At 56.3% G+C, this 18,297-nt stretch carries 14 protein-coding genes and 1 pseudogene; 12 read left to right on the top strand and 3 right to left on the bottom strand.

All coding sequences use genetic code 11. From position 1 onward, the window contains the following. Nucleotides 1-151 (top strand): sigma factor-like helix-turn-helix DNA-binding protein (locus tag HA41_RS12740; protein ID WP_143807328.1); only part of this gene is annotated, 151 nt, incomplete at its 5' end. A gap of 171 nt (nucleotides 152-322) precedes the next feature. On the opposite strand, the gene mutS is transcribed toward HA41_RS12740, so the two are convergent. Both mutS and narL read right to left on the bottom strand, forming a co-directional pair. Further along, on the bottom strand, nucleotides 323-2,884 hold the full coding sequence (mutS, locus tag HA41_RS12735; RefSeq protein ID WP_094121097.1) for a DNA mismatch repair protein MutS: 2,562 nt from the start codon (nucleotides 2,882-2,884) through the stop codon (nucleotides 323-325). A gap of 292 nt (nucleotides 2,885-3,176) precedes the next feature. Beyond that, nucleotides 3,177-3,824 carry a two-component system response regulator NarL gene (gene narL, locus HA41_RS12730; RefSeq protein WP_094121096.1) on the bottom strand — a complete coding sequence of 216 codons (648 nt, stop codon included), beginning with the start codon at nucleotides 3,822-3,824 and terminating at the stop codon, nucleotides 3,177-3,179. Nucleotides 3,825-4,139: 315 nt separating this feature from the next. Here narL and HA41_RS12725 point away from each other — a divergent pair, with 315 nt between their 5' ends. From HA41_RS12725 to HA41_RS12695, 7 genes and pseudogenes are all read left to right on the top strand, one after another. Beyond that, nucleotides 4,140-5,531: a NarK family nitrate/nitrite MFS transporter gene (locus HA41_RS12725; protein WP_094121095.1), complete on the top strand. Its 1,392-nt coding sequence runs from the start codon at nucleotides 4,140-4,142 to the stop codon at nucleotides 5,529-5,531. 101 nt (nucleotides 5,532-5,632) lie between these two features. Beyond that, nucleotides 5,633-9,394, top strand: coding sequence for a nitrate reductase subunit alpha (locus tag HA41_RS12720; protein WP_094121094.1), 3,762 nt, complete (start codon nucleotides 5,633-5,635; stop codon nucleotides 9,392-9,394). Continuing rightward, entirely contained in the window at nucleotides 9,391-10,977 is a 1,587-nt protein-coding gene (narH, locus tag HA41_RS12715) for a nitrate reductase subunit beta (protein ID WP_143807327.1), read from the top strand. Before HA41_RS12720 ends, narH begins: the two co-directional genes overlap by 4 nt. After that, on the top strand, nucleotides 10,931-11,659 hold the full coding sequence (gene narJ, locus HA41_RS12710) for a nitrate reductase molybdenum cofactor assembly chaperone (protein WP_094121093.1): 729 nt from the start codon (nucleotides 10,931-10,933) through the stop codon (nucleotides 11,657-11,659). The genes narH and narJ overlap by 47 nt, the downstream gene beginning before the upstream one ends. Beyond that, nucleotides 11,656-12,332, top strand: a pseudogene (gene narI, locus HA41_RS12705) (respiratory nitrate reductase subunit gamma). Before narJ ends, narI begins: the two are co-directional and overlap by 4 nt. A gap of 148 nt (nucleotides 12,333-12,480) precedes the next feature. Beyond that, nucleotides 12,481-13,563, top strand: a complete 1,083-nt coding sequence (gene mltB, locus HA41_RS12700; protein WP_094121092.1) for a lytic murein transglycosylase B — start codon at nucleotides 12,481-12,483, stop codon at nucleotides 13,561-13,563. An 80-nt stretch (nucleotides 13,564-13,643) separates the two neighbouring features. Beyond that, entirely contained in the window at nucleotides 13,644-13,979 is a 336-nt protein-coding gene (locus HA41_RS12695) for a zinc ribbon domain-containing protein YjdM (protein ID WP_094121091.1), read from the top strand. A 34-nt stretch (nucleotides 13,980-14,013) separates the two neighbouring features. Here the strand turns inward: HA41_RS12695 and HA41_RS12690 are convergent, their stop codons facing one another. Further along, a complete protein-coding gene (locus tag HA41_RS12690) occupies nucleotides 14,014-14,901 on the bottom strand; it encodes a dihydrodipicolinate synthase family protein (protein WP_094121090.1) in 888 nt (295 codons plus the stop codon). A 166-nt stretch (nucleotides 14,902-15,067) separates the two neighbouring features. On the opposite strand from HA41_RS12690, the gene tam reads away from it, so the two are divergent. The 4 genes from tam (at nucleotide 15,068) to HA41_RS12670 (ending at nucleotide 18,257) form a co-directional block, all read left to right on the top strand. Next, nucleotides 15,068-15,844: a trans-aconitate 2-methyltransferase gene (tam, locus tag HA41_RS12685; RefSeq protein ID WP_094121089.1), complete on the top strand. Its 777-nt coding sequence runs from the start codon at nucleotides 15,068-15,070 to the stop codon at nucleotides 15,842-15,844. 105 nt (nucleotides 15,845-15,949) lie between these two features. Further along, a complete protein-coding gene (gene pncC, locus HA41_RS12680; RefSeq protein ID WP_094121088.1) occupies nucleotides 15,950-16,444 on the top strand; it encodes a nicotinamide-nucleotide amidase in 495 nt (164 codons plus the stop codon). 96 nt (nucleotides 16,445-16,540) lie between these two features. Then, the gene (recA, locus tag HA41_RS12675; protein ID WP_094121087.1) at nucleotides 16,541-17,611 is read left to right on the top strand and encodes a recombinase RecA; all 1,071 of its coding nucleotides are present in this window, start codon (nucleotides 16,541-16,543) and stop codon (nucleotides 17,609-17,611) included. 127 nt (nucleotides 17,612-17,738) lie between these two features. Next, on the top strand, nucleotides 17,739-18,257 hold the full coding sequence (locus HA41_RS12670; protein WP_094121086.1) for a regulatory protein RecX: 519 nt from the start codon (nucleotides 17,739-17,741) through the stop codon (nucleotides 18,255-18,257). Nucleotides 18,258-18,297 lie beyond the last annotated feature (40 nt).

Genomic DNA, 18,297 nt, shown 5'->3' with positions numbered 1-18,297 from the left:
GATTTATTCAACAAAGCCGCTTGAAGATGTAGGCCGTGAAATTGGTTTAACCCGTGAGCGTGTCCGTCAGATTCAGGTTGAAGGTTTGCGCCGTCTGCGCGAAATCCTGCAGGCGCAGGGCCTCAACATTGAAGCTCTGTTTCGGGAATAATAGCTTCGTGAATAACTGATTTAAGTGCGAAAAGCGGTGGTGAAAACCACCGCTTTTTTTATGCCTGCCGTTCAGGGAAGGCGCAGCAGAGAGCCCGCGCATCGCTGTGGCTGACAACGGCACAGGCAAAGCTCCGGCGTGCATCAGGAACTGACCCGATGCACGCGCTGTTTACACCAGCGATTTAAGACGGTAGATCCACTCCAGCGCCTGACGTGGGGTCAGGGTGTCCGGGTCCAGGGCTTCAAGCGCTTCGACCGCCGGTGAGGTCTCTTCAACCAGCAGCGGCAGTTGCGAACCATCAACCGTTGAAGTGGCGGTATGGCTGGAAACCGTCTCCAGCTCCTTCAGCTTGTTACGCGCCCGCTTGATCACTTCCTTTGGCACCCCCGCCAGTGCGGCGACGGCAAGACCATAACTCTTGCTGGCTGCGCCATCCTGTACGCTGTGCATAAAGGCGATGGTGTCGCCATGCTCCACCGCATCCAGATGAACATTGACCACGCCCTCCATTTTTTCCGGCAGGGTGGTCAGCTCAAAGTAGTGGGTGGCGAACAGCGTCATCGCCTTGATGCGGTTTGCCAGATTCTCGGCACAGGCCCAGGCCAGCGATAAGCCATCGTAGGTTGAGGTGCCGCGGCCAATTTCATCCATCAGCACCAGGCTGTTTTCGGTGGCGTTGTGCAGAATGTTGGCGGTTTCAGTCATCTCCACCATAAAGGTCGAACGGCCGGAGGCCAGATCGTCAGCCGCGCCGACGCGGGTGAAGATACGATCAAGCGGACCGATCAGCGTCTCATCCGCCGGTACAAAGCTGCCAATCCATGCCATCAGCGCAATCAGCGCGGTTTGTCGCATATAGGTACTTTTACCGCCCATATTGGGTCCGGTAATGATCAGCATCCGGCGCTGCGGTGCCAGCGAAAGCGGGTTAGCGATGAACGGCTCTTTCAGCACCTGTTCAACCACCGGATGGCGTCCACCACTGATTTTGATACCTGGCTTGTCCTGCAGTACCGGACGGCAGTAGTTCAGTGACCAGGCGCGTTCCGCCAGGTTGCTCAGTACATCCAGCTCGGCCAGCGCCGCGGCGCTCAGCTGCAAAGCTTCAAGGTGCGGTAACAGCTGGTCAAACAGCGCCTCATACAGACTTTTTTCCAGCGCCAGCGCCTTGCCTTTCGAGGTGAGGACTTTATCTTCGTACTCTTTCAGCTCCGGAATAATGTAGCGCTCGGCATTTTTCAGTGTCTGGCGGCGAACATAGTGCATTGGCACCTGATGGCTCTGACCACGGCTGACCTGAATGTAGTAGCCATGTACCGCATTAAAGCCGACCTTCAGCGTATCCAGCCCCAGCTTTTCACGCTCGCGGATCTCCAGCTTGTCGAGATAGTCGGTGGCACCGTCAGCGAGGGCGCGCCACTCATCCAGTTCCGCGTTGTAGCCGGGGGCGATCACGCCACCATCACGGATCAGCACCGGTGGCGATTCAATTACCGCCTGCTCCAGCAGCTCGCGCAGTTCGGTAAATTCGCCCATCCGGGTCCGCAGCTGTTTCAGCTGTTCCGACTCCACCTCAGCCAGCAACTGGTTCAGCTCGGGCAACTGCTGAAACGCATGGCGCATCCGGGCCAGATCGCGTGGACGTGCAGTACGCAGAGCTAAACGTGCCAGAATACGCTCCAGGTCACCGACCTGGCGCAGCACCGGTTGCAGGGTTTCACTGAGATTTTGCAGCTCGGCAATTGACGCCTGACGCTGGTTGATGATGCGGGCATCGCGCAGCGGCATATGCAGCCAGCGCTTCAGCATCCGGCTGCCCATCGGCGTGACGGTTTTATCCAGCACCGCCGCCAGGGTGTTTTCAGTTCCACCCGCCAGGTTCTGGGTAATCTCCAGGTTACGGCGGGTGGCCGCATCCATAATGATGCTGTCCTGCTGCCGCTCCATGCTCAGTGAGCGAATATGGGGCAAGGTAGTGCGCTGGGTATCTTTGACATACTGCAGCAGACAACCGGCGGCACTCAGGCCGAGGTGGGCATTTTCGACGCCGAAACCGTTGAGATCGCGGGTGCCAAACTGCAGGTTCAGCTGCTGACGTGCGGTATCAATCTCAAATTCCCACAGCGGACGACGGCGCAGGCCGCGGCGCTGATCGATCAGCGACATCGCCTGAAAATCTTCCGGATAGAGCAGCTCGGCGGGATTGGTGCGCTGTAATTCTGCCGCCATGGTTTCCGTATCGCCGGGTTCAGTCAGACGAAAACGGCCAGAACTGATATCCAGCGTGGCGTAGCCAAAGCCGCGCGGGCCCTGAACAATCGCCGCCAGCAGGTTATCATGACGCTCCTGCAGCAGCGCCTCGTCGCTGATGGTGCCGGGCGTGACGATGCGCACCACTTTGCGTTCAACCGGCCCTTTGCTCAGCGCGGGATCGCCGATCTGTTCACAAATGGCAACGGATTCGCCCAGCTGTACCAGCTTCGCCAGATAACTTTCGACAGCGTGGTAAGGTACGCCCGCCATCGGAATCGGTTCACCAGCCGACGCGCCGCGTTTTGTGAGCGAAATCTCCAGCAACTGCGAGGCGCGCTTTGCGTCGTCATAAAACAGCTCATAGAAATCGCCCATACGGTAAAACAGCAGGATGTCAGGATGTTCCGCCTTGAGTCGCAGGTACTGCTGCATCATCGGCGTATGGGATGGAAAATCCTTTTCGGTTGGCTCTTGCATAGGGTTTTAACTCATTTTCAAGGCGGTAAGATTCTGACTGCCGATGCTGGAAGAATCGAAGCGATTCAGCGTCAACGCGCAGGATAAGCTGATGATAACGAATAGGGTGGTGGATATACCAGCCTGATGCATCGCTGTGACCGTCAGCCGTTGTGACCTGAGCGGAACCCTATCAAACAGAAGACGCAACTGGCGACAGAAAAAAGCCGGTTTTTCCGCTGTTGTGCTGCGGCTGCGAGCCTGCTCGCGGATTCTGCCGCACCGGCCTGACGCCACGCGTCTCACGCCGGCGCTAGACGTGTCCGTTCTGCAGCGCCCAGACCGCCGCTTCCAGCCGTGATTTCAGGTTCATCTTCTTCAGCAGGTATTTGACATGCACTTTGACCGTGCTTTCACTGATGGCCAGTTTGCGGGCAATCGCTTTATTGGTCATTCCGGCGCTGATCAGTTGCAGAATATCGCGCTCGCGGCGCGTGAGCTGATTAATATCCCGTGCTGGTGCAGGGCGGTCTTCACGTAACCGGGCGACCAGAATCGGGGTTAAGGCTTCGCTGAGAACAGTCTGACCGGCCGCCGCCTGATGCAGTGCTTTCAGCAGGGCTTCCGGCTCCATATCTTTCAGCAGATAACCGTCGGCGCCGCGTTTCAGGGCGCTGACCACATCCTCTTCGTGATCGGAAACACTAAATACGACCACCCGGCCGGAGAGCGAAATCTCGCGCAGCCGGCTTAGGGTATCCAGACCGTTCAGGCCCGGCATATTAAGATCGAGCAGGATCAGGTCAGGATCGTGCTGCTCTGCCAGCGCCACGCCATCAAATCCGTTACCCGCTTCGGCGACCACCTGCAGCGTTTCATCCAGCGCGATCAGCTGTTTTAACCCGTTACGCAGCATGGGATGGTCGTCGATAAGTAACAGCGTAAATTTTTCCGGCGTCACGTCACTGCTCCGTTGGTTCGCGCGCAGGGCGCAATCAGATAAAGGCCTATCTTACCGGGGAAGCCGGGTCGCTATATACCCCTTCTGGACTACTTCTTTATTTCCTCTGACCGACTCGCCGATCACCCTCGTTCATCGGTTGCTTTAAAAGCCTCTGATAATTAAAGGTTATTTGCTGATTCTTCACCTACTTAACCGGGATAAACCGGCGCCAGCGGCGCAAAACTACCTGCTGCGCGGTTGATTTGTATCAAGCTGCCCGCCAGGCCGGATGCGCAGGATATGCACAATTATTATCCTGTTAATGAGAGAGTTATGACCCAATCCGCCCCACTGCAAACCGAAACGCGACGCGCGTTAATTCAGGACTGGCAGCCGGAAAATGAGGCTTTCTGGCAGGCGCAAGGTAAACGTATCGCCAGCCGTAACCTGTGGATCTCCGTCTTCTGTCTGCTGCTCGCCTTCTGCGTCTGGATGTTATTCAGTGCTGTTGCTGTCAATCTGAATAAAGTCGGATTCAACTTCACTACCGATCAACTGTTCCTGCTGACTGCGCTGCCTTCGGTTTCCGGCGCGTTGCTGCGTGTCCCTTACTCTTTTGTTATCCCGCTGGTGGGCGGCCGTCGCTGGACCGCTTTCAGTACCGGCATTCTGATGATCCCCTGCCTGTGGCTGGGTTTTGCGGTGCAGGATAGCCAGACGCCGTTCAGCACCTTTGTGATTATCTCTCTGCTGTGCGGTTTCGCCGGTGCCAATTTCGCTTCCAGCATGGGCAACATCAGCTTTTTCTTCCCGAAAGCCCGTCAGGGCGGCGCGCTTGGTATTAATGGCGGCCTGGGTAACCTTGGCGTCAGCGTGATGCAGTTTGTTGCACCGCTGGCGATCTCCTGCGCCATCTTTGGTTTTTCCGATGCCGGTCAGACCACGGTGAATGGTGAAGCGATCTGGCTGGAAAATGCCGCCTGGATCTGGCTGCCGTTGCTGGCGGTCGCCACGCTGGCCGCCTGGCTGGGAATGAACGACCTGGCGGCGGCGAAATCTTCGCTGCGCGAACAGCTCCCGGTGCTGAAACGCCCGCATCTGTGGGTGATGGCGCTGCTCTATCTGGCAACGTTTGGTTCGTTTATCGGCTTTTCTGCTGGTTTCGCCATGCTGACCAAAACCCAGTTTCCGGAGGTGGTGATCCTGCACTACGCCTTCTTTGGTCCGTTTATTGGCGCCCTGGCCCGTTCGGCGGGCGGCATTATCTCTGACCGCTTCGGTGGCACCCGCGTGACGCTGATTAACTTCGTGCTGATGGCGCTGTTTGCGGCGCTGCTGTTCCTCACCTTGCCGGGAACAGGCCACAGCGGCTCGTTTATCGCCTTCTTCGCCATCTTCATGGGGCTGTTCTTTACTGCTGGCCTGGGTAGCGGCTCAACCTATCAGATGATTGCGGTGATTTTCCGCAAGCTCACACTGGATCGTATTAAAGCAGAAGGCGGCGATGATGCGCTGGCCCTGCGCGAAGCGGGTACCGAAACCTCCGCTGCGCTGGGCTTTATCTCTGCGATAGGCGCGCTGGGCGGCTTCTTCATTCCGCAGACCTTTGGCCTGTCGCTCTCGATGACCGGTTCGCCAGCCGGTGCGATGAAGATCTTCCTGGTGTTCTACCTCTGCTGTATTGCCATTACCTGGCTGGTGTACGCACGCAAGTCCCGCGCCTGATAACGACAATGCCGGCGTGGCGCGCCGGCAATTATTCACTTTCTGCGTCATGACAGACGCAGGGTTAGCAATGTCACACTAAGCCTTCAGGAGTATTCCGGATGAGCAAGTTTCTTGATCGGTTTCGCTATTTCAAACAGCTGGCAGAGCCGTTTTCCGGCCAGCATGGCCAGACCCTGAACAGTAATCGCGACTGGGAAGATGGTTACCGCAGCCGCTGGCAGCACGATAAAATTGTTCGCTCGACCCACGGCGTTAACTGCACCGGCTCATGCAGCTGGAAAATCTATGTGAAAAACGGCCTGGTGACCTGGGAGACGCAGCAGACTGACTATCCGCGCACCCGTCCCGATCTGCCGAATCATGAACCCCGCGGCTGCCCGCGCGGCGCCAGCTACTCCTGGTATCTCTACAGCGCGAACCGGCTGAAATATCCCTTGATGCGTAAGAAGCTGATTCAGCTCTGGCGCGAGGCGAAAACGCAGCACAGCGATCCGGTCGATGCCTGGGCTTCAATCATCAGCAATCCGGAAAAAGCCAAAAGCTACAAGCAGGCACGCGGCCGCGGTGGGTTTGTGCGTTCCAGCTGGCAGGAGGTCAACGAGATGATCGCCGCCGCCAACATCTGCACCGCGAAAACCTACGGCCCGGACCGGGTGATGGGCTTCTCACCCATCCCGGCGATGTCGATGGTTTCTTATGCCGCTGGCGCGCGTTATCTGTCGCTGATTGGCGGTACCTGCCTGAGCTTCTACGACTGGTACTGCGATCTGCCACCGGCATCGCCGATGACCTGGGGTGAGCAGACCGACGTGCCGGAATCGGCCGACTGGTATAACTCCTCTTACATCATCGCCTGGGGCTCAAACGTGCCGCAGACGCGCACCCCGGATGCGCACTTCTTTACCGAAGTGCGTTACAAAGGCACCAAAACCGTGGCGGTGACGCCGGACTATGCTGAGGTTGCCAAGCTGTGCGACCAGTGGCTGAACCCGAAACAGGGCACCGACAGCGCGATGGCGCTGGCGATGGGCCACGTGATGCTGAAGGAGTTTCATCTCGATCGCGAAGTCAGCTATTTCAGTGACTACGTGCGTCGTTATACCGATATGCCAATGCTGGTGTTGCTGGAACCGCGTGAAGGTGGCTTTTACGCCGCCGGACGCCAGCTGCGCGCCAGCGATCTGATCGATGGTCTCGGTCAGGATAATAACCCTGAATGGAAAACGGTGGCGATCAACGAGGCGACCGGCCAACTGGTGGCACCGCAGGGTTCAATCGGCTTCCGCTGGGGCGAAAAGGGCAAATGGAACCTTGAGCAGCGTGACGGTGCATCACAGCAGGAAGTTGACCTGCAGCTCAGCCTGCTGGGCAGCCATGACGAGGTGGTTGAGGTCGGTTTCCCTTACTTTGGCGGGATCACCAGTGAGCATTTCAACAGCGTGGCGCTGGATGAGATCCTGCTGCATAAGCTGCCGGTAAAACGTCTGCAACTGGCCGATGGCAGCGAAGCGCTGGTCACCAGCGTCTACGATCTGACGCTGGCTAACTATGGGCTGGAGCGCGGGCTGAATGATGCCAACTGCGCGCAAACTTACGACGAGATCAAAGCATATAGCCCCGCCTGGGCGGAGCAGATTACCGGCGTATCGCGTCAGAACATCATCCGCATTGCCCGTGAGTTTGCCGAAAACGCCGAGAAGACCCGGGGTCGTTCGATGATCATCGTTGGTGCCGGTATGAACCACTGGTATCACATGGATATGAACTACCGCGGCCTGATGAACATGCTGATCTTCTGCGGCTGCGTCGGGCAGAGCGGTGGTGGCTGGGCGCACTATGTGGGCCAGGAAAAGCTGCGTCCGCAGACCGGCTGGGCACCGCTGGCGTTTGGTCTCGACTGGCAACGTCCACCACGTCAGATGAACAGCACCTCCTTTTTCTACAATCACTCCAGCCAGTGGCGTTATGAAACGCTGTCCACCAGCGAGCTGCTGTCGCCGCTGGCCGATAAAAGCCGCTACAGCGGTAGCCTGATCGATCTCAATGTGCGTTCCGAGCGTATGGGCTGGCTGCCGTCTGCGCCTCAGCTTAACGTCAACCCGTTACGCATCGCCGCCCAGGCGAAAGCCGCCGGCCAGTCGCCGCTGGATTACACCGTGGAGAGCCTGAAAAACGGCACGATGCGTTTCGCGGCAGAACAGCCAGACGATCCGCAAAACTTTCCGCGCAACTTGTTTGTCTGGCGCTCCAACCTGCTCGGCTCATCCGGTAAAGGGCATGAATACATGCTGAAGTATCTGCTGGGGACCGAAAACGGTATTCAGGGCAAAGATTTAGGTAAGCAGGGCGGCGTGAAACCGGAAGAGGTGGAGTGGCAGGATCAGGGAGCAGAAGGCAAGCTCGATCTGGTCGTTACGCTCGATTTCCGGATGTCGAGCACCTGTCTTTATTCCGATGTGGTACTGCCTACCGCCACCTGGTATGAAAAAGACGATATGAATACCTCGGATATGCATCCGTTTATTCATCCGCTCTCGGCTGCCGTTGATCCCGCCTGGGATTCAAAAAGCGACTGGGAGATTTATAAGGGCATCGCGAAAGCCTTTTCCGATCTCTGCCCTGGCCATTTAGGGAGAGAAACCGATGTGGTCACGCTGCCGGTACTGCACGATTCGCCAGCCGAACTGGCGCAGCCGTTTGACGCCAGAGACTGGAAAAAAGGCGAATGTGAGCTGATTCCGGGTAAAACCGCACCGCATATCATGGTGGTGGAACGTGATTATCCCGCCACCTGGGCGCGCTTTACCTCGCTGGGCCCGCTGCTCGATACCCTGGGTAACGGCGGCAAGGGCATCGGCTGGAATACCCAGAAAGAGGTCGATTTCCTCAGGCAGCTTAACTATGTCAAAGCGGATGGCCCGGCGGCGGGACGGCCGAATATCGATACAGCCATCGACGCGGCAGAGGTGATTCTGGCGCTGGCACCGGAAACCAACGGTCAGGTGGCGGTTAAAGCCTGGCAGGCGCTGGGTGAGATTACCGGTAGAGACCATACCCATCTGGCGCTGAACAAGGAAGATGAAAAAATTCGCTTCCGCGATATCCAGGCGCAGCCGCGCAAAATCATCTCCAGCCCAACCTGGTCCGGCCTGGAAGATGAACATGTTTCGTATAACGCCTGCTACACCAACGTGCATGAGCTGATCCCGTGGCGCACCCTGAGTGGTCGTCAGCAGCTCTATCAGGATCATGAGTGGATGCGCGCCTTTGGCGAAAGCCTGCTGGTCTATCGTCCGCCAATCGATACCCGTGCGGCGAAGCCGTTGCTGAACAGCAAACCCAACGGGAATCCGGAGAAGGCGCTGAACTTCCTGACGCCACATCAGAAGTGGGGCATCCACTCCACCTACAGCGATAACCTGCTGATGCTGACACTGTCGCGCGGCGGCCCGATTGTCTGGATGAGCGAAGAGGATGCTCGCGAACTGGGCATTGTCGATAACGACTGGATTGAGGCGTTTAACGCTAACGGTGCGCTGACTGCGCGTGCGGTGGTGAGCCAGCGTATTCCGGCTGGCATGACCATGATGTATCACGCCCAGGAGCGCATCGTGAATATCCCGGGTTCCGAGATCACCAGCCAGCGCGGCGGTATCCATAACTCCGTTACCCGTACCTGTCCGAAACCGACCCACATGATCGGCGGCTACGCGCAGCTCTCCTGGGGTTTTAACTACTACGGCACCGTCGGTTCAAACCGTGATGAGTTCGTGGTAGTGAGAAAAATGAACAACGTTAACTGGTTAGACGGGGAAGGCAACGATGCCTGTCAGGGCAGCCAGCAGGAGGTAAAACCATGAAAATTCGTTCACAGGTCGGCATGGTGCTGAATCTCGACAAATGTATTGGTTGCCACACCTGCTCGGTGACCTGCAAAAACGTCTGGACCAGCCGTGAAGGGATGGAGTACGCCTGGTTCAATAACGTCGAAAGTAAACCGGGCGTTGGCTATCCCCACGCCTGGGAAGATCAGCAGAAGTGGAAGGGCGGCTGGATTCGGAAAATCAACGGTAAGCTGGAACCGCGCATGGGTAACCGTGTTGGCCTGCTGTCAAAAATCTTCGCCAACCCGGACGTGCCGGCGCTGGATGATTACTACGAGCCGTTCGATTTTGATTATCAGCATCTGCATAACGCACCGGCCGGTAAGCACCAGCCGATCGCGCGTCCGCGTTCGCTGATCACCGGTCAGCGGATGAAGAAAATTGAAAATGGCCCGAACTGGGAAGAGATCCTCGGCGGTGAATTTGCCAAACGCTCGCAGGATAAGAACTTCGATAATATCCAGAAGGATATTTACGGCCAGTTCGAACACACCTTCATGATGTACCTGCCGCGCCTGTGTGAGCATTGCCTCAACCCGGCTTGCGTGGCGACTTGCCCGAGTGGCGCCATCTACAAACGTGGCGAAGATGGCATCGTACTGATTGATCAGGATAAATGCCGTGGCTGGCGTATGTGCCTCACCGGCTGTCCTTACAAAAAGATCTACTTCAACTGGAAGAGCGGCAAATCAGAGAAATGTATTTTCTGTTATCCGCGTATTGAAGCCGGTCAGCCGACCGTCTGCTCGGAAACCTGTGTGGGCCGTATCCGCTATCTCGGCGTGCTGCTGTATGACGCTGACCGCATCGAACAGGCCGCCTCGGCGGAGAATGAAAAAGATCTCTATCAAAGCCAGCTGGATATCTTCCTTGATCCCAACGATCCGGCGGTGATCGCCCAGGCGCTGAAAGATGGCGTGGCGCAAAGCGTGATCGACGCGGCGCAGCGTTCACCGGTGTACAAAATGGCGATGGAGTGGAAGCTGGCGCTGCCGCTGCACCCTGAATATCGCACTCTGCCGATGGTGTGGTATGTGCCGCCACTGTCGCCAATCCAGTCGGCCGTTGACGGCGGCGCGCTGGCACACACCGGCGTGCTGCCAGATGTCGAAAGTCTGCGCATTCCGGTTGAGTATCTGGCGAACCTGCTGACCGCCGGTGATACCGCACCGGTGCTGCTGGCGCTGAAACGGATGCTGGCGATGCGTCACTACAAGCGGGCGGAAAGCGTCGAAGGTGAACGGGATGTCCGGGCGCTGGAGCAGGTCGGTCTGAGCGAAGCGCAGGCACAGGAGATGTACCGTTATCTGGCGATTGCTAACTATGAAGATCGCTTCGTGGTGCCGTCCAGCCATCGTGAACTGGCGCGTGAAGCGTTTCCGGAAAGCAAAGGCTGCGGCTTTAGCTTCGGTGATGGTTGCCACGGCAGTGACAGCAAATTCAACCTGTTTAACAGCCGCCGTATTGATGCCATCGACATCACTAAAAAACCGTACGTCCGGAGGATGCATCATGATCGCATTACGTGTGCTGTCGCGCCTGCTGGATTACCCGGATGAGGCGCTGTTTACTCATCATCAGGCGCTGATTGAGGCGCTGGAAGGCGCCAGTGAACTTAACCTGCAGCAGAGCGCAAAGCTGGTGTGCTTTATCAACCAGCTCTGCGCCCGGCCACTGCTCGACGTGCAGGCTGACTACTGCGAGTTGTTTGATCGCGGCCGTGCCACCTCGCTGTTGCTGTTTGAACATGTGCATGGTGAGTCACGCGATCGCGGTCAGGCGATGGTCGATTTACTGGCGCAATATCGGGCCGACGGGCTGGAGCTGGACAGTAAAGAGCTACCTGATTATCTGCCGCTTTATCTCGAATACCTCGCCTGTAAAACCGCTGAGGACGCGCGTCAGGGACTGGAGGATATTGCGCCGATCCTGGCGCTGCTGGCGGCGCGTCTGGTGGAGCGCCAGAGTCCTTATGCCGATCTGTTCAGCGCACTGTTAGCGCTTTCGGGCACCGCGATCCAGCCTGATGCGTTACGGCCGCAAGTGGCGCAGGAAGCGCGCGACGATACCCCGGCGGCGCTGGATGCGGTCTGGGAAGAGGAGCAGGTTAAATTTCTCGGCGAACAGGGTTGTGCCTCGGCGCAGCAGGCGGCGCATCAGCGCCGTTTCGCCGACGCGGTTGCGCCGCAGTATCTGGATGTTGCTCAGGCGACAACGCGCGCCACAGGAGAATCAGCATGAATTTTATCAACACTTTCTTCTTTGATATTTACCCTTATCTTGCCGGAACGGTATTTCTGGTCGGCAGCTGGCTGCGCTATGACTACGGACAGTACAGCTGGCGCGCCGGCTCCAGTCAGATGCTGGACAAAAAGGGATGCGTCTCGCGTCCAACCTGTTCCATATTGGCATCATTGGCATTTTTTTCGGTCATATCGTCGGGATGCTGACGCCGCACTGGATGTATGAATCCTTTCTGCCGATTGACGTTAAACAGAAGCTGGCGATGATTGCCGGTGGCCTGTTTGGTGCAATGACGCTGGCGGGCGGTGCACTGCTGCTGAAACGCCGTCTGATGAATCCACGGGTGCGGGCCACCAGCAGCGTTGGCGATATTCTTATCCTGAGCTTGCTGGTGGCGCAGGCGACGCTTGGCTTGCTGACCATTCCCTTCTCGGCACAACACATGGATGGCAGTGAGATGATGAAGCTGGTGGGCTGGGCACAGGCAGTGGTCACCTTCCACGGTGGTGCATCACAGCATCTTGACGGCGTGGCGCTGATTTACCGCATCCACATGGTGCTGGGTATGACGCTGTTTCTGCTGTTTCCGTTCTGCCGGCTGGTCCATATCTGGAGTGCGCCGGTGGAATATCTGACCCGTCGCTATCAGCTGGTAAGAAACCGCCGCTGACGAGACCACGGCCACCGGAACCGTGCCTCCGGTGGCTGTTTTTCTGGCTGCTGGCTTGACGTTTTTTTAAGAATTTGACCTGTATGTCGTTACGCTGAACGACTACTATTAGCGCATCTGAATTTACCCCCTCGTTTATGGATAACCGATGCGTCTCAAGCTAGCTCTCCTTGCGTTCATCCCGTTACTGGCCTCCTGCAGCAGCAAACCTGAGGTTCCTCAACAGCAAAAAATGCTGGCGGCGCCGCAGGGTGGATTTTTACTTCAGCCGTCGCACAGCGGATCGGCGATGTTTGGCGACTTCGCCGGTAACCCCGCTGCAGAACAATTTATCGATCAGATGGTGGAGAAGCATGGCTTCGATCGCCAGCAACTACACAACATCATTGGTCAGGCGAAACGGCTGGACTATGTCCTGCGTCTGATGGATCGCCAGGCGCCGAGCTACACGCCCGCACCGGGTCCGAACGGTGCATGGATTCGCTATCGCAATAAGTTTATTACCCCGGATAACATCCAGAACGGCGTAGCGTTCTGGGATCAGTATCAGGATGCGCTGCAACGCGCGCAGCAGATTTATGGCGTTCCGCCTGAAATCATCGTCGGTATCATTGGCGTTGAAACCCGCTGGGGCCGCGTGATGGGCAAAACGCGTATTCTCGATGCGCTCGCCACCTTATCCTTCAACTATCCACGTCGCGCAGCTTACTTCAGCAGCGAACTGGAAACCTTTCTGTTGATGGCGCGTAACGAGCAGGACGATCCGCTGGCGCTTAAAGGCTCCTTTGCCGGGGCGATGGGTTACGGGCAGTTCATGCCATCCTCTTACAAAGAGTATGCGGTTGACTTCAACGGTGACGGCCATGCCAACCTGTGGGACCCGGTTGATGCCATCGGCAGCGTCGCGCACTACTTCCAGCAGCACGGCTGGCGCAGCGGTGAAAATATTGCGGTCCCGGCCAGTGGCCAGGCACCGTTGCTTGAGGATGGTTTCAAAACCCGCTACAGCACCACTATGCTGGCAGCCTCAGGCCTCTCTCCACAGGGATCGCTCAACGGCAACGATGAAGTGAGCCTGTTACGGCTTGATTTGGGTACCAGCTACCAGTACTGGTACGGCTTACCCAATTTTTATGTCATTACCCGTTATAACCACAGTACCCATTACGCCATGGCGGTGTGGCAGTTAGGTGAGGCGGTCAGTAAGGCACGGCAGGGCGGTCTGTTATAAAGGCTATCCTTATTAACAGTATGGTTATATGATGACGCCCTTTTTCAGACCTATCCACCACTGTTATCTCTGGAGTCGTTATGTCTTTACCTGCCTGCCCAGCCTGTCACGCCGATTATACCTGGCAAGACGGCGAGAACCTTAACTGTCCTTCCTGTGGTCATATCTGGACGGAGGCGGAAAGCGAGAGCAGTAATCAAACGCTGGAAGTGCGCGATGCTAACGGTAATCTGCTGGCAGATGGCGACAGCGTGACAGTGATTAAAGATCTTAAAGTGAAGGGCAGCTCTTCCTCCCTGAAGATTGGCACCAAAGTGAAAAGCATTCGTCTGGTGGAAGGGGATCACAACATCGATTGTAAGATCGACGGTTTTGGCCCAATGAAATTAAAATCAGAGTTCGTGAAAAAGAACTGAGTTGACGGGCGCAGGGACGCGCCCGTGATGCGGGTTAGCTAAACAGCCGATCCAGCGCCGCGCACTGCTGCGTATCTAAGCTACCGCCATAATTACGCGACGCGCTTCCCATCGAGTCATAGCGACGCGACACCGCCGTTTTAATGGTGGTCACAAAATCATCTCCGATACTGTAAATCGCCATCATCCGGCCAATCTGCTGCTGGAGACGGGTCAGCTCAGCCAGATTGCCGTCACGCCACGCCTGCATCATCTGCGCAAAATATTCTGGCACAATATTATTCAGCCCCGAAATGACACCAGCACCGCCCGCCAGCAAGTTAGGCAGCAGATATTCGTCATAGCCCGACAGCACCGCAAAATCACTGCGCACCGCCTTCGTCTCTTCTATCATTGCCCGGTTGTGCGACAGGCAGTCCACCGTATCTTTGATGCCGACGAAATTTGGCAAATTTGCGGCTAACGCAGCGACCAGCGTCGGGGTCAGATCGCAGCCGGTACGCGCCGGAAAGTTATAGGCAAACCACTTACCGCCTAACTGTTGATCAAGCGCTTCAAAATAGTGCATCAGCTGCGCCTGCGTCTGGCCATAATAGTAGGGCGGCAGCACCATAACCGCGTCGTAACCACTTTTCCATGCCGCGTCCGCCAGCGTCAGCATATCGGGAATACAGGTGGCAGAGACGTTAGCCACCATCTTCAACGGCGATAATGGCCGGGCTTCTTTAATCAGCTGTAAGCGTTCCTGCTGCGTCAGTGAGGCGAACTCGCCAATGCTGCCCATGATCAGTAAGGTATCAATGCCTGAAGTGTTAAGGCGGGAAAAATGGCGTCCGAGCGCATCGATATCAATGTCACCCTGCGCATTAAACGGGGTAACAGAGGGGCACCAGACACCGGCAAAGGCAGAGACTGCAGTCATGACTCACTCCTGAATACGTTTCGGAAAAATGAAACAATGTTTTAATTTAATTACTCATCCTGACCCCTGCCAGTATTCGATTCAGAATTGAGCAATGGGTCGCACTTTTGCGCTTTTGAAGCGTCTTAACAAGCGGTCATGTCAGATAACGCAACCGGAGGTGAGCATGAAAGAGTGGGATCCTGTGTTGTATCGTAAGTTTGAGGCGGAACGCACTCGTCCGGCACGCGAGCTGCTGGCGCGCATCAGCCTCGAAGAGGTTGAGCAGGTCACCGACCTGGGCTGCGGTCCGGGCAACAGCACTGAGCTGCTGACTGAAGCCTGGCCGCTGGCAAACGTGAGCGGTCTCGACAGTTCTGCCGCGATGTTAGCCCAGGCGCGCGAACGGTTACCGCATTGCCGCTTTGTACAGGCGGATATCCGCAGCTGGCAGGCAGAAACGCCTCAGCAGGTGATTTACGCCAATGCCTCTTTGCAATGGCTGGATAACCATGCGGCGCTGTTTCCCCATCTGGTCAGACAGCTGGCGCCCGGTGGCGTGCTGGCAGTGCAGATGCCCGATAACCTCAATGAACCCTCGCATCGGTTAATGCGCGAAGTGGCGGCGACTGAGCCCTGGCGTGCGCGTATCGGTGCGGAGACGGCGGACCGAAAACCGCTGCTCTCCAGCGGGGAATATTATGATCTGCTGACTCAGGCGGGTTGTGAGGTGGATATCTGGCGTACTACCTACTATCACGTGATGGCTGATGCCCAGGCGATTATCAGCTGGCTCCAGGCGACCGGTCTGCGCCCGTTTCTGGCTTCACTGGATGATGCCGCACAGACAGATTTTCTGGCCGATTATCATCAGCGGCTGCTTACTGCCTATCCGGCGCAGCGCGACGGTCAGGTTCTGCTCGCATTCCCGCGTCTTTTTATTGTGGCGGTGAAAAAAAACTGATCTCCAGGGAAAGCAGGCCGCAAAAAGCGCGCAATACTGGATAGAGGGCTTGAAAACGTGATGATATTACTCCACGTTCCACTCACGACCTGAGGGAGAAACGCAATGGATGATCAGCAGTTGCAGGCGCTTAGCGCGCAGATAGGTGAGAAGCTTAAACAGCAGAACGCCACCGTGACCTGTGCCGAATCCTGCACCGGCGGGTGGATTGCGAAGGTGTTTACTGACATCAGCGGCAGCTCCGCCTGGTTTGAACGTGGCTTCGTGACCTACAGTAATGACGCTAAGCAACAGCTGGTAGGCGTGCAGGCCACCTCGCTGGAACAGTACGGTGCGGTCAGTGAAGCCGTAGTGCGTGAAATGGCGCTGGGCGCCCGACACGCGGCCCAGGCGGACTATGCCATCTCGGTAAGCGGTATTGCCGGGCCGGATGGCGGCAGTGCAGAGAAACCGGTCGGTACCGTCTGGTTTGGTTTTGCCGGTCCGCAAGGTAAAACCCTGACTTTTCAACAGCATTTCGCCGGTGACCGTGAGGCGGTACGTCGCCAGTCCGTTGGCTGGGCATTGCAGCAGCTGTATGGCGAATTTCTGACAAATTAAACTTGATACTGTATGACTATACAGTATAATTGTCGGCAACAGAAAGAGTGCAGGCACCCATGAGTGCGTGTTTACCCGGCTTGATTAGGAGTTAAAATGGCGATTGATGAAAACAAACAAAAGGCTTTAGCTGCCGCGCTGGGCCAGATTGAGAAGCAATTTGGTAAAGGCTCCATCATGCGCTTGGGTGAAGACCGCTCAATGGATGTTGAAACCATCTCTACCGGTTCGCTGTCACTGGATATTGCGTTAGGTGCAGGCGGTCTGCCAATGGGCCGTATCGTTGAGATTTACGGACCAGAGTCATCGGGTAAAACCACGCTGACCCTGCAGGTGATCGCGTCGGCACAGCGTAAAGGTAAAACCTGTGCTTTTATCGATGCGGAACATGCGCTGGATCCGGTTTACGCCAAGAAGCTGGGCGTAGATATTGATAACCTGCTCTGTTCACAGCCCGATACCGGTGAGCAGGCGCTGGAGATTTGTGATGCGCTGGCACGGTCAGGCGCGGTTGACGTCATCATCGTCGACTCCGTTGCGGCCCTGACGCCGAAAGCGGAAATCGAAGGTGAAATCGGTGACTCTCACATGGGCCTTGCGGCACGTATGATGAGCCAGGCGATGCGTAAGCTGGCCGGTAACCTGAAACAGTCCAACACCCTGCTGATCTTCATTAACCAGATCCGTATGAAAATTGGTGTGATGTTTGGTAACCCGGAAACCACCACCGGGGGTAACGCGCTGAAGTTCTACGCCTCTGTCCGTCTTGATATCCGCCGTATCGGTGCCATCAAAGAGGGCGATAACGTAGTCGGCAGTGAGACCCGCGTTAAAGTGGTGAAAAACAAAATCGCCGCGCCATTCAAACAGGCTGAGTTCCAGATCATGTACGGCGAAGGCATCAACACCTTCGGCGAGCTGGTCGACCTGGGCGTGAAGCACAAGCTGATTGAAAAAGCAGGTGCATGGTACAGCTACAATGGCGATAAGATTGGTCAGGGTAAATCGAATGCCGGCAACTTCCTGAAAGAGAATGCGGCTGTGGCAAACGAAATCGATATGAAGTTACGTGAGATGCTGCTGAACGGCGCTGACGATAAACTGGCAGCAGAGCAGTCTGCTGACAAAGTTGAAAACGCAGCGAGCGAAGCGAACGAAGATTTCTAATCACTGACGCGGGGGTGGCGCTATCCACTCCCGCTGTTTTATTTTACCTGACATCCTGCCTTTCTTACCTTCCTTCTCTGCCGTTCTGTCGCCATAATCCTCCTCCCGTTTGTACAAGGTGCGCAGTATGACTGAACAACCCCAGCCTCAACCCAACGTTGTCTCCTTTTCTCGTCTGCTCGACCGCGCGATGCGCATTCTTGGCCAGCGCGATCACAGCCGAGCGGAATTAGCACGCAAGCTGCAACAGTCGGCGCAGCGTGCCGCATGGGCGCAGCAGAAAGAGCCGGAAATCGTCACCGAAGAACTGCTGGAAAAAGTGCTGAACTGGTGTCAGGAAAATGGCTGGCTAAACGACGAGCGTTTCACCGAACGTTTTATTCAGAGCCGCAGTCGCAAAGGTTTTGGTTCTCAACGGGTGCGTATGGAACTGGCGCAAAAAGGGATAGAGCGCGAAGCAATTGATATTGCGATGGAAGAGACTGAAGTTGACTGGTCTGCCTGCGCTGCCCAGCTGGCTGAGCGTAAATTTGGTCATCCGTTACCGAAAGAATGGAAAGAGAAAGCCAAAGTCCTGCGCTATCTTCAGTCCAAAGGCTTCATGAGCGAAGATATTCAGTCTGTTTTCAGAAATTTTGACGACTAAAAGCCGATGTAATTTTACTTCCCACTGAAGAAAATTTATC

Source organism: Pantoea conspicua (assembly GCF_002095315.1).
In the GTDB taxonomy this organism is placed as follows: domain Bacteria; phylum Pseudomonadota; class Gammaproteobacteria; order Enterobacterales; family Enterobacteriaceae; genus Pantoea; species Pantoea conspicua.
Note: the sequence above shows the minus strand (reverse complement) of the source record. Positions and strands in the feature narration are given on the sequence as shown.